The organism is Cobetia sp. AM6, assembly GCF_009617955.1.
GTDB classification, from domain to species: Bacteria; Pseudomonadota; Gammaproteobacteria; order Pseudomonadales; family Halomonadaceae; genus Cobetia; species Cobetia amphilecti.
Genome location: NZ_AP021868.1, coordinates 3,241,190 through 3,253,668, shown reverse-complemented (window position 1 = coordinate 3,253,668; position 12,479 = coordinate 3,241,190). Strand labels below are relative to the sequence as shown.

The 12,479-nt window shown below is 62.7% G+C and carries 10 protein-coding genes and 1 pseudogene; 7 read left to right on the top strand and 4 right to left on the bottom strand.

Annotated elements, in window-relative coordinates; translation table 11 throughout:
- Positions 1–9: 9 nt before the first annotated feature.
- Together CLAM6_RS13670 and CLAM6_RS13665 are read right to left on the bottom strand one after the other, a co-directional pair.
- Positions 10–303: a co-chaperone GroES gene (locus CLAM6_RS13670; RefSeq protein ID WP_043331438.1), complete on the bottom strand. Its 294-nt coding sequence runs from the start codon at positions 301–303 to the stop codon at positions 10–12.
- Positions 304–939: 636 nt separating this feature from the next.
- Positions 940–1,503: an FxsA family protein gene (locus tag CLAM6_RS13665; RefSeq protein ID WP_153636395.1), complete on the bottom strand. Its 564-nt coding sequence runs from the start codon at positions 1,501–1,503 to the stop codon at positions 940–942.
- A 602-nt stretch (positions 1,504–2,105) separates the two neighbouring features.
- On the opposite strand from CLAM6_RS13665, the gene CLAM6_RS13660 reads away from it, so the two are divergent.
- The 6 genes from CLAM6_RS13660 to rsd all read left to right on the top strand — a co-directional run bounded on the left by CLAM6_RS13660 (position 2,106) and on the right by rsd (position 9,316).
- A complete protein-coding gene (locus CLAM6_RS13660) occupies positions 2,106–2,867 on the top strand; it encodes an SDR family oxidoreductase (protein WP_153636394.1) in 762 nt (253 codons plus the stop codon).
- 141 nt (positions 2,868–3,008) lie between these two features.
- Entirely contained in the window at positions 3,009–3,506 is a 498-nt protein-coding gene (gene msrB / locus CLAM6_RS13655) for a peptide-methionine (R)-S-oxide reductase MsrB (RefSeq protein ID WP_107336174.1), read from the top strand.
- Between the two features lie 160 nt (positions 3,507–3,666).
- A complete protein-coding gene (locus CLAM6_RS13650) occupies positions 3,667–6,090 on the top strand; it encodes a Tex family protein (RefSeq protein WP_153636393.1) in 2,424 nt (807 codons plus the stop codon).
- A 164-nt stretch (positions 6,091–6,254) separates the two neighbouring features.
- Positions 6,255–7,853 (top strand): glutamate--cysteine ligase, encoded by a 1,599-nt coding sequence (gene gshA, locus CLAM6_RS13645; RefSeq protein WP_082388318.1) that lies wholly within the window; start codon positions 6,255–6,257, stop codon positions 7,851–7,853.
- 272 nt (positions 7,854–8,125) lie between these two features.
- Positions 8,126–8,686: a disulfide bond formation protein B gene (locus CLAM6_RS13640; protein ID WP_082388316.1), complete on the top strand. Its 561-nt coding sequence runs from the start codon at positions 8,126–8,128 to the stop codon at positions 8,684–8,686.
- A 126-nt stretch (positions 8,687–8,812) separates the two neighbouring features.
- Positions 8,813–9,316, top strand: a complete 504-nt coding sequence (rsd, locus tag CLAM6_RS13635; RefSeq protein ID WP_043331434.1) for a sigma D regulator — start codon at positions 8,813–8,815, stop codon at positions 9,314–9,316.
- Positions 9,317–9,424: 108 nt separating this feature from the next.
- On the opposite strand, the gene CLAM6_RS13630 is transcribed toward rsd, so the two are convergent.
- Positions 9,425–10,816, bottom strand: a complete 1,392-nt coding sequence (locus CLAM6_RS13630) for an FAD-dependent oxidoreductase (protein ID WP_043331433.1) — start codon at positions 10,814–10,816, stop codon at positions 9,425–9,427.
- A gap of 258 nt (positions 10,817–11,074) precedes the next feature.
- Positions 11,075–11,731, bottom strand: a complete 657-nt coding sequence (locus CLAM6_RS13625; RefSeq protein WP_054555583.1) for an HAD family hydrolase — start codon at positions 11,729–11,731, stop codon at positions 11,075–11,077.
- Between the two features lie 260 nt (positions 11,732–11,991).
- On the opposite strand from CLAM6_RS13625, the pseudogene CLAM6_RS13620 reads away from it, so the two are divergent.
- Positions 11,992–12,465 (top strand): annotated as a pseudogene (locus CLAM6_RS13620) (RNA pyrophosphohydrolase); the annotation flags it as partial.
- Positions 12,466–12,479: the final 14 nt, after the last annotated feature.

Sequence of the window (12,479 nt, the reverse complement as noted above, 5' to 3'; positions counted from 1 at the left end):
AGCTGAAACTCAGCCTTCTACCACGGCGAGGATGTCGCTCTCGCTCATGATCAGCACCTCTTCGCCGTCGATTTTCTGCTTCTCGACGCCGTAGCCATCCTTGAAGATCACGGTATCGCCGACTTTCACGTCCAGCGGGCGAACTTCACCGTTTTCGAGGATGCGACCGTTACCGGCGGCGAGAATCTCGCCACGGGTCGGCTTTTCCTGGGCGCTGCCGGGCAGAACGATGCCACCTGCAGTTTTCTGTTCTTCTTCCACGCGACGAACCACGACGCGATCGTGCAAGGGACGAATGTTCATTGCTCACGTTCTCCTGATGGTAAATCCCGCCAGCTCCCGTTCTTTGTCGGTGAGCCTGGCGTTCAATGGGGTTGCCTACCGAGTGTTGGGCCCCGCCGCTGGGGGCGTGGCCGTTATCCATTGCACCGCTTTTATGGTGGCGGGGGGACAGCTTTCAAGTAGGCGATCATAAAAAAATTTCAAATCGGCGCATCTTGTGCGTCGCATGAAAGCTACGCACCCTGGGTGCAGTCTGTCTACCGCAAGGTTCCGCTAGATGAATCAACGGCTTGAGTGTATCCGAGCCGTTCACCGTTGGCATATAGCTGGCAGCCCCCAATCGGTGTCCATTGGTACAAGACGCCAGAGGGTGGTCAGCGGCCAGGGTGAGCGTCATTGCAAGGCGCAAGGGTTCGGGCGGGCAGCTCACAGAGCGCGAACCCGGTCAGTGACAGGCGCTGGGGCTGGACAGTGCAGGATAGGAGAGGATAGGAGAGGACAGGAGGGGCAGCGTGATGGAGCCTGTGAGGAGAGATATCACGAATCAAAAAGGCCCGGCACTGGCGTTCCCGTGCCGGGCCCATCGCTTTCAAACATGACTTTCAAACATGATTCCCAAGCAGACGATTGCGCGTGGTGCCTGTGCGTGAGAAGGCGCTAGAGGCGCGGCTCGTCACGGCTGATGTAATCGCCTTCCAGCGGCTCGCCGGTCTGCTGGCTGCTGCCTTGCTGCCCCGCATGGTTGCCACTTGCGTGCTGCTGATCGCCACTGTTGCGTGATGCGCTGTCAGCACGGGCGTCGGCTTCCCAGTCACCCGTGCGGGTGCTGCGCGAGGTTCCCGCAGCCGAGAAGCGGCCCTTGAAGAAGCGCGCGATCGCGCCATTGCCGCTCAGGCCGCGCGTCAACAGTCCCCGTGAGGCGGGGAGCAGGCACAGCAGGCCGAAGGCGTCAGACAGAAAGCCCGGTGCCATCAACAGGGCGCCGCCGAAGATGAGTGCCGCGCCTTCCATCAGCTCGCCGGAAGGCATCTCGCCACGTTGCAGGCGTTCCTGGGCGCGCATCAGTGTCGCGCGACCTTCGCGGCGAATCAGATGCAGGCCGACGGCGCCGGTGATCAACACCAGCGCCAGGGTCGGCAGCAGGCCGATCTGGCTGCCGAGGCTGAACAGCACCACGAAATCCAATAACCCGAACAGGGTAATCACTAACAGTATGGGCATCGTCTCTCCCGAAGCAGGTAAATGGCAGGTTGCGCCAATGCGTCAAGGGTAAACCAGCCGCCGGATGGGGAACAGTCGAATCGGGCTCATGAACGGGCCATGATCTGCTGATGAGCCGCTGATGGTCGGCGGCGTGGATGGCTGGCGCTGCAGGAGTAGCGGTGCCATGCTGAACGATGTTGCATGTTGCAGTGCACAATAGAGGGGCTGGACAGGGAGAGTTGGACAGAGAGAACCGGCCAGGGAGAGTCGGACAGGCAGAGCCCAAGCGTCCGCAGGGGGCGGGCCGAGGCTCACTCATCAGCATTCCCTGCTTTCGCGCCCGCTGTCGATGGCGTGCGTTGACGCCGTCAGTGCGTTGCGTTGGCGGATCTCGCCTGCGTTGAGGCAGGACACGCCGCGATCTGTTGCACTGCATCATGAGAATTCACCGCGAGCTGGCAGCGGGCGTCATCCCGAGGCATTCTCTGTCATGATGACGCTCAACACTGAAGGGCGCGGTGCGGGACACTCGACACATAGATCGTGACGCCCGTACGGCATGCGGGCCTCGCATCCGGCAGGCGTTCCTCACTGCCGGCAGACAACCTGGGAGACGGGACATGAAGCTTGACGACAAGGTCATCGCGATTACGGGCGGCGCTCGTGGGCTGGGGTTGGCCATGGCGCGCTATCTGGGCGAGAAGGGAGCGGTACTGGCGCTGCTGGACATCGAACAGGACGGCCTGGATGACGCCGTCGCGAGTCTGGAGGCTGCAGGCATCAAGGCGCAGGGTTTCGTGACCAATGTCGCGGAAGAGGACTCCGTCACGGCGGCCTTCTCGGCCATCAAGAGCGCATTGGGACCGGTGAGCGGTCTGGTCAACAATGCCGGCATCACCCGCGATGGGCTGCTGATCAAGGCGCGTGATGGCGTGGTGGAGAAGACCATGTCGCTGTCCAGCTGGCAGCAGGTCATCGATGTCAATCTGACCGGTGTCTTCCTGTGCACGCGTGAAGCGGCCAGCCAGATGATCGAAGCTGGCCAGCCGGGCGTGATCGTCAATATCTCCAGCATCTCGCGCGCCGGCAACATGGGGCAGAGCAACTACACCGCCGCCAAGTCCGGTGTCGCGGCACTGAGCGTGACCTGGGCCAAGGAGCTGGCACGCTACAGGATTCGCGTCGGTGCCGTGGCGCCGGGCTTCATCGCCACCGAGATGACCGCCGGCATGAAGCCGGAGATGCTCGACAAGATCAAGAGTGGCATCCCGATGCGCGACCTGGGCCGCCCGGAAGATATCGCCAGCAGCGTGGCCTTCATCTTCGACAATGACTACTTCACCGGGCGAGTGATCGAATGTGATGGTGGTCTGCGCATCTGACCCGATGGCTGGCGTCAGCCGATGAGACCCAAGCCCCCGCGATGGCAGCATCGTGGGGGCTTTCTCATGGCGAATGCATCCAGCGCAGGCCGCTGCGCGTAGAAGTCAGTATTGCCGTTCAATGCTACAAGGAGACACGTCATGCAACGTCGCCAATTCATGGGGCTGGTGCTGGGGGCGGGAGCGATGCTGGCGCTGCCCAGACTGTCTGCCGCGCGTCCGGAGCTCGAGCTCGAGCGTGGCGCGGACATCACGCCGCTGACCCTCGAGGAAGACGAATGGCGTGCCCGCCTGAGCCCGGAGCAGTATCGCGTGCTGCGCGAGGAGGGCACCGAGCGTGCGGGCTCCAGCGAGCTCAACAAGGAGCATCGCGAGGGGGAGTATCGCTGTGCCGGTTGTGATCTGGCGCTGTTCTCTTCTGCCACCAAGTTCGAGTCCGGCACCGGCTGGCCCAGCTTCTTCGATCATATCGAAGGACGCCTTCTGACCAAGACCGACTACGGGCTCATCTGGCCGCGCACCGAATATCACTGCGCGCGCTGCGGCGGGCATCAGGGGCATGTCTTCGAGGATGGCCCCGAACCCACCGGCCTGCGCTGGTGCAACAACGGTGTCGCGCTGCGCTTCGTGCCCGCGTGAGGCGCTTGGGAGGCATCCCGGTTGGCGCAGTGAGTGGCTAAAGCAATCTTGCCGCTTTGTGGTAACGTGACGACATCGTGATACAGACGGCCCGGTCGATTCCACGACCGGGCCGTCTGTATATTGCCGCATGAATTCTGCTGTAAGGGACTGACGTTTCATGGACGCTACTGCAACTGACGCTACCACCTCCCGTCCTGCACCGACGCTGTCGCCCGCTGCCACCACTCGCCGTATCCAACAGGCGCTGGCCGGTGAGCTTGGGGTGCGCGAAGAACAGATCACCGCCACCGTCGAGCTGCTGGATGGCGGCGCGACCGTGCCGTTCATCTCGCGCTACCGCAAGGAAGCCACCGGCGGGCTCGATGACACCCAGATGCGTCAGCTCGAAGAGCGCCTGCGCTATCTGCGCGAGCTGGAGGAGCGGCGTCAGGTCGTGCTCGAGTCGATCGCCGAGCAGAACAAGCTGAGCGCCACGCTTGAGCGGGATGTGCTGGCCGCCGATAGCAAGCAGCGTCTGGAAGATCTCTATCTGCCGTATCGCAAGAAGCGCCGTACCAAGGCCCAGATCGCTCGTGAAGCGGGGCTTGAGCCTCTGGCCGATGCGCTGCTCGCGGACCCGACGCTGGAGCCGGAGGCTCAGGCGGCCGGTTTCGTCGCTGTCGACAAGGACGTGGCCGATACCAAGGCGGCGCTGGATGGCGCCAAGCAGATTCTGATGGAGCGCTTCGCGGAGGACGCCGCGCTGGTCGGTCGCCTGCGTCAACGTCTGTGGGACGACGGTATCCTCAGTGCGCGCGTCATGAAGGGCAAGGAGCAGGAGGGCGCCAAGTTCTCCGATTACTTCGAGCATGACGAGCCGCTGCACAAGGCCCCCTCGCACCGTGCGCTGGCCATGCTGCGTGGTCGCAACGAAGGCGTGCTGAGCCTCGCGCTCAAGCTCGAAGGCGAGGACGACCTGCCGCGTCACCCGATGGAAGGCGCCATCGCGGCGCATTTCTCCATCGAGGATCAAGGGCGCGCCGCGGACCGCTGGTTGAAGGAAGTGGTGCGCTGGACCTGGCGCGTCAAGCTCTATGCCCATCTGGAGAGCGAGCTGATCGGCCGCCTGCGCGAGCGCGCCGAGCAGGAGGCCATCCAGGTCTTCGCCGACAACCTGAAGGACCTGCTGCTGGCGGCGCCGGCGGGCCCCAAGGCCACGCTGGGGCTGGACCCGGGTCTGCGTACCGGCGTCAAGGTCGCGGTGGTGGATGCCACCGGCAAGTATGTCGATCAGGCCACCATCTATCCGCATGCGCCGCACAATCGCTGGGACGCCTCGGTGGCCGAGCTGGTCAAGCTGGTCGAGCGGCATGACGTCGAGCTGATCGCCATCGGCAACGGCACCGCCTCGCGCGAGACCGACAAGCTGGCCGCCGACGTGCTGACGCGCCTGTCCGGCCGTCGTCTGCAGAAGGTGATGGTCAACGAGGCCGGCGCATCCATCTACTCCGCCTCGGAATATGCGGCGCGCGAATTCCCGGACCTGGACGTGACCATCCGCGGCGCGGTCTCCATCGCCCGCCGCCTGCAGGACCCGCTGGGTGAGCTGGTCAAGATCGAGCCCAAGTCCATCGGCGTTGGTCAGTACCAGCACGATGTCAGTCAGGTGCAGCTGGGGCGCAGTCTGGAAGCCGTCGTCGAGGATTGCGTCAACGGTGTCGGCGTCGACCTCAACATGGCCTCAAGCGCGCTGCTGTCACGTGTCGCGGGTCTCAACACCACGCTTGCCGAGAATATCGTCGCGCACCGGGATGCCAATGGCCGTTTCGCTTCGCGCCAGGAATTGCTCAAGGTCAGCCGGCTGGGCCCGCGCACCTTCGAGCAGTGTGCCGGCTTTTTGCGCATCGCCTCCGGCAAGAATCCGCTGGATGCCAGTGCCGTCCACCCGGAGGCCTATCCGCTGGTCGAGCGCATCGCCAAGGCGCACGGGCGTGATCTGCCGAGTCTGCTGGGTGACAGCGCCTTCCTGCGCACCGTGAAGCCGACGGAATTCACCGATGAGCACTTCGGTCTGCCGACGGTGACCGACATCCTGCGCGAGCTGGACAAGCCGGGACGTGACCCGCGCCCCGAATTCCGCTTCGCCGAGTTCAAGGAAGGCGTCGAGACCCTCAAGGACCTCGAGCCGGGCATGAAGCTTGAGGGCGTCGTCACCAACGTGACTCACTTCGGGGCCTTCGTGGACATCGGCGTGCATCAGGACGGCCTGGTACACATCTCTGCCCTGTCGCAAAAGTATGTTGCCGACCCGCGCGAGGTGGTCAAGGCGGGCGACATCGTCAGCGTCAAGGTGATGGAAGTCGACATCCCGCGCGCGCGCATCGCGCTGAGCATGCGCATGAGCGATACTCCCGCCGAGAAAGGTGCGGCAGGCGAGGCGCGACGCGGCGCAGAGGGCGGTCGCGGTGGGCGCTCGCAAGGTGGCGGTGGCCGTCAGGAGCGCGGTGGTCGCGGCAGCAATTCTGGCGCGAGCGGCGGCGCGGCACCGGCCAACAATGCGATGGCAGTAGCACTGCTCAATGCGCGCAAGTCGAAATCATAAGCCTTGAAAGCATTTTTTACGCGCCCATAATGTGGGCATACTGACCTGACGCGAACGGTACCTGCCGTTCGCGTCTTGCATGGCATCCGGTGCAGCACGCGGGCCATGGTCATCCAATTCGACCGGAGAGGCTGGGCTTCTCCCCATGCGAAAGGGTTCATACCTTGTCCGAGCAACTCGCGTCCGCTATTGCGCGACTCACGCCCCAGGCCCGTCAGGGTCTCTTCGGGCGCCTGCGCCGTGGTATCGAGAAGGAAGGCCTGCGGGTTACCGCTGGCGGTGACATCAGCCAGACGCCGCATCCGCGTTCTCTGGGGTCGAAGCTGACCCACCCGTACATCACCACGGACTATTCCGAGTCTCTGCTCGAGTACATCACCCCGGTGTTCACTCGTCCCAAGGAGTCGCTGGAGTTTCTGGCTGACCTGCATCGTTTCAGCTATCGCAATCTGGGCGATGAGCTGATCTGGCCGGCCAGCATGCCGCCGCGTCTGCACGGCAACGACAGCGTGCCGATCGCCGATTACGGCACCTCCAACAGCGGCACCATGAAGCATATCTACCGCAAGGGGCTGGATGTCCGCTACGGGCGCATCATGCAGTCGATTGCCGGTATCCATTACAACTTCTCGCTGCCGGATGATTTCTGGAGCCTGCTGCAGGGACTGGAAGGGGCAGAGGCGGAAGATGCGCGCGACTTCCGCTCGCGTCGCTATTTCGAGCTGATCCGCAACTTCCGTCGCCACAGCTGGATCCTGCTCTATCTGTTCGGCGCCTCTCCGGGCATCGATGAGAGCTTCCTCGATGGCGGCAATGATGATCGCCTCAAGCGTCAGGCGGATCGCAGCCTGGTCTCGGCCTACGCCACCAGCCTGCGCATGTCGGACCTGGGCTATCAGAACAAGGTGCAGGCGCAGCTCAAGATCTGCTTCAACTCGCTGGACAACTTCGTCGGCACGCTGCGTCACGCCATCGTCACGCCGTGGAAGGACTACGAGAAGCTGGGCGTCAAGCAGGCCGATGGCAGCTGGTCGCAACTCTCCAGCAACATCCTGCAGATCGAGAACGAGTACTACTCCGACATCCGTCCCAAGCGTGTCACCCGGCAGAACGAGACGCCCAGCCAGGCACTGGAAGGGCGTGGCGTCGAGTACATCGAAGTGCGCTGTCTGGATCTCAACCCCTTCCTGCCGGTCGGGATCGACGAGACGCAGATCCGCTTCCTCGATACCTTCCTGATCTGGTGTCTGCTGACCGAGAGCCCGTGGATCGACGACGAGGAATGCGCCACGCTCGACAACAGCAAGCGTCGCGTGGTCGAGGCCGGGCGGGATCCTGAACTGACCCTGAGCGTCAATGGTGAAGAGCGTCGCCTGCGCGATCTGGCGGCCAACATCATGGATGAGTTGGGCGAAGTCGCGGGCCTGCTCGACAGTGGTGACAAGACAGGCAGCGCGCACCGTGATGCGCTGGCGGCGCTCGCGCCGCGCTTCGACGATGCCCAGACCACACCGTCGGGCCGTCTGCTGACCAGCATGCTCGACAACGGCAGCAACTTCGTCGACGAAGTGCTGGCGCTGGCCAAGGGTCAGGCCGAGCAGTTCAAGTCAGAGCCGACGGAGCGTGCGCGCGGCTATCTGCTCGATCAGCTGGTCGAGACCTCGCTGCAGCAGCAGGGCGATATCGAGAAGGGCGATCATCAGGATTTCGACACCTTCATGGCCGAGTACTTCGCGTCCGCCCATGGCACGCAACCGGCGTGATCTCGTGACGCAACGCCAATTCATGTTCAGGTCATCGCGACACGGCATGATAGGCATCAGTCGCTGATAGTGACGGATTCGGCTATCGCTTCATCATCGGCGCCTCAGGCTTGAGGCGCCGATGATGTATGTGGCCTGTGCAGCCAGACTGAGTGCGGCTGCGGGGCACGACGCGGTGCAAGCCTCAATGCAGTCGCAGGGCCTTGATGGTCTTGCGGCTGCGTCATTTCTCACCCATGACTCCACTGGAGTTCCACCGGCAAGGACGGCAAATGACACAAGCGGACAAACAATCGGGGCAGCAGCCGGTAGCGCGCAAGGGCGGGCTTGCCCGACTGGCGAGCTGGAGCGGGCGTCAATGGTGTCTGTTGGGTGCGCTGGGATGCGCCTTTTTGCTGGGCGTGGCCTTCGTGCTGCAGTTCGCCTTCGATCTGGCGCCGTGTTCGCTGTGCATCTTCCAGCGCGTGGCGGTGGCCGTGGCCGGCGTCTTCTTCCTGCTGGGAGCCTTGCATGGCCCCGGGCGCATCGGCACGCGTATCTACGCGCTGGGCGCACTGGCCGGCAGCATTGGCGCGGTCGTGCTGGCGGGTCGCCATATCTGGCTGCAGTCACTGCCGCCGGATCAGGTGCCGGCCTGTGGCCCGGGCCTCAACTACATGCTGGAAGTGCTGCCGGTATGGGACGTGATCACCCAGGTGCTCAACGCCTCCGGTGAGTGCGCCCAGATCAGCGCGCAATGGCTGGGGCTCTCGATCCCGCAGTGGTCGTTGATCGGCTTCTGTGGGCTGGCGCTGGTACCGCTGGCGATGCTGTGGAGCAGCTTCCGCCGTTGAGGCAATATGCCCTGCCACCATGGTGGGGGGTTGGCAGCGTGCACGGCATGGAGGATAGTGGGTTGGCAGCGGGGCGAGCACCGGATGTCAGCCCCTATCGTTCGGGTCATGCCAGAGGAGGCGCCCATGCTGGAGGAATGCACCACTGCGGCGGAACGCTTTCGTGGCGTTCATCAGTTGGTTGATCGCTGGCTGGACCAGCGACGCGAGATGCTGGTCTGCTTCATGGATCTGCACGAGGCCTGCGTCAATGACCTCGAGCAGCTCGAGATGACACGCGTCAATCGCTTCATCGAGCTTTTGATGGACTACATCTCGGCGGGGCATTTCGAGGTCTATCCTCAGCTCAAGGAAGAAGGCCGTGTCTTCGAGGACACCGCGGCGCTGGCGGTCTGCGAGCAGCTGATGCAGCGCCTGGAACCCTCCACCGAGCTGGTGCTGTCCTTCGATGAGGATTTCTCCAGTCCTACCCGCTGCCAGCACTATCGCGCACGACTGCCGGAATGGCTGGCCCGCCTGCAGCAGGGGCTGACCGAGCGTTTCGCGCTGGAGGATCAGCTGATCCAGCGTCTGCATGCGGTGCACGAGCCCATGGCCCAGTCGGCCCCATCGGGCCAGTCGGTGTCCTGAGGCCGCCTCCCGCCAGGCACCCATCAGCAGGCACCCATCAAAAAGCCCCGCCAGCGAATGCTGGCGGGGCTTTTTGATGCTCATCCCGATGCATGTCTCGAAAGAGGCTTACATCAGTGAGGAGGCTTCCGGACGCTCGATCTCGGTCAGTTCGATCTCGCCGGTCAGCAGATCACGCTCGAAGGTTTCCTTGTCGATGTTGAAGCCAAGGAATTCCTGGGCGAGATACATGTCCTTCTCGGCGTTGCCCAGACAGCTGGTGCCACCCGGTGACGGCGTCATGTTGAAGACGATGCCGGTGCCCGGATTGATCTTGGCTTCGCCCATCACGAGCTTCTGCTTGCTCTTGTCGATCAACTGCGGACGAACGCCACCGAAGCCCTTGGCGAAGCTGACGTCCTTGACGTCCAGGCTCGGCACGATCTTCTTGATGTCGCCGTGGAACAGACGCTCACGCAGCACCGGCACCTCGAACATGAAGTTCTTGAAGATGTAGTTGCGGATGTCGCGCACCTTCATCAGGTCCCACAGGGCCTTGACGACGTTGCGGTCCATGCGCAGCACCTTGAGGAACTCCCAGAAGGTCTTGCCGTTGTAGCGTTCCAGCAGCGGCAGCATCAGGGCGGTCGGGCCGAAGCGGGTCTTGCCTTCCACCAGCACGTCCGGGTCGCCGTGGACGGCGGCGAACGGCAGGTTCTCGTTCTGGATGGTGTAGACCTTGCCGTTGAGCACCTTCGGGGTGAAGTAGAAGGAGCCGGCCATCGGCAGGCAGGACTTGTCCAGGCCGTAACCCATCTTGTGGGCGAACAGCAGGGAGTGACCGCCGGCGCTGACCACGACATAGCGTGCGCTGAGCTCGCCCTTGTCGGTCTTGACCTTGTAGACGTCACCTTCCTTGCGGATGTCTTCCACGGCGGTCGAAAGGCGAACGTCGAAGTTCATGCCTTTCTCGGCCGCTGCCTTCTCGCCTTCGCTGACGAAGGCTTCCGACAGGGTGGTGTAGTTGACGGCGGTATATTCGTCGGTGGAACCCAGCGCGACGATTTCCTCGTCAGGACGACGACCTTCCACCACCTTCGGCTCCAGCTCGGCGATATCATCACGCTCGAGCAGCTTCAGGTTGGGGAACAGCTGCTTGAAGGTGTCGAAACGCTTGCGCAGGAACTGGCATTCCTTGGCACCGACCGCCAGCACCATCTTCGGATACTTGTAGACGATGTGATCGCGCTCACTCTCGCTGAGCTTGGTGGCGAAGTTGACCACCATGCCCGCGGTGCGCTTGGTCACACGCGCCTTCTCGACCGTGTAGTTGGTCTCGATGTCGCCGCAGTGAATGGTCTGGGAGTTGTTGCGACCGTGCGAGTTGACGATCGCGACGTGGTCGTACTTTTCCACCAGGCCGACCGACTTGAGGTCGGTGTAGCGGGCGAGTTCATAGAGAAGGGCGGTGCCGGACACGCCGCCACCCACAATCAGGACATCGTATGTCGTTGAGGACATGGCTGCTCACGCTCAAGGTTGGTGAGGGACATCCCCCGGACCCGACCGGGATTCCGGAGGCCGTCCTGCCGTGACGGGGCAAAAGTTGCCGCACCAGGCTCGACGGTTCGATGGACACACATTATAGACACATCTTGTGCGAAATGATTCAGCAAATAAGGTCGACTTTATGGTGAATGCTTGTAGCCACATGAAAACCTTATAGCTGAGGCTGATCGACCTTATGGATCGATAAAAGCCAAGCAAATCAGTCGTTTATCAGTCGCGCAGCGAAATGATGCGCCAATCGCGCGCGTCAGCGGCGGCGCGCAGTTGCTCATCCGGGTCCACTGCGATGGCAGTATCGACACGCTCCAGCAGCGGCAGGTCATTGATGGAGTCGCTGTAGAAGGTGCTGCCATCCAGAGTGTGGTCACGTTCGGCCAGCCAGGCCTCGAGGCGGGTCACCTTGCCGGCCTGGAAGCTGGGGACACCGCTGACGCGTCCGGTGTAGCGGCCGTTGACGATCTCGGGCTCGATGGCGATCAGCTCATCGACACCCAGGCGGTCCGCGATGGGAGCGGTGATGAAGCGATTGGTGGCGGTGATGATCAGCAGGGTGTCGCCGCGTGCCCGGTGGCGTGCCAGCAGCTCTTCCGCCCGCGGCAGGATGATGGGCTCGATCTTGGCGGCCATGAACTGCTGGTGCCAGGCCGCCAGCTGCTCCGGACTGTTCTCGGACAACGGCTTGAGTGAGAAGGCCAGGTATTCGTGAATGTCCAGCTCGCCACTCTGGTAGAGCTGGTAGTAGCGCTCGTTGGCTTCACGGTAGACGTTGGCGTCGACAGCGCCCTGTTCGACCAGAAATTCGCCCCAGGCGTGATCACTGTCCCCGGCGATCAGGGTATTGTCGAGATCAAAGATGGCCAGACTCACGGAAAACTCCTTGCTCTGCCCAGCCACACTCGGCTGGGCGACAGACACGGACAACAGAGCACGATAAGGTGCCGGCCCAGTGTTTGCGCGGGTGTACGGTGGCCGACGAGCAGTCTCGCACGGCCGTGTTGCACTGCAATAGCGTGAAGGCAGCGATTATTGCAGAGGTGCTCGGGCTTTCACACCGCCAAACCGCGTATTGAAGCGCTTTCAGCCTTTGTGGAAGAATGGTTTCAATTAACGAATCAAAGGTGACATCCGTGATCGACGCTGACGGCTTTCGCCCCAACGTTGGCATCATCATTGCCAACTGTGAGGGCCAGCTGCTCTGGGCGCGCCGGGTAGGACAGAATGCGTGGCAGTTTCCGCAAGGGGGCATCAAGCCAAACGAGACACCGCAACAGGCGCTGTTTCGTGAACTCGAAGAAGAGATCGGCCTGAAAGCTGAGGACGTCGAGATACTGGCCTGCACCCGTGGATGGCTGCGCTACCGGTTACCCAGACGCATGGTAAGAACGCACTCCCGACCGATCTGCATCGGTCAGAAGCAGAAGTGGTTCCTGTTGCAGATTCGCTGTCAGGACAACCGCGTAAGTGTGGATACCACGCCCAACCCTGAATTCGATGGCTGGCGTTGGGTAAGCTACTGGTATCCGCTGGGGCAGGTCGTGGCCTTCAAGCGTGAGGTCTATCGGCGCGCCCTGCGTGAGTTGGCGCCGCGTCTGCAGCGTCTGGTGGACACCGAGCG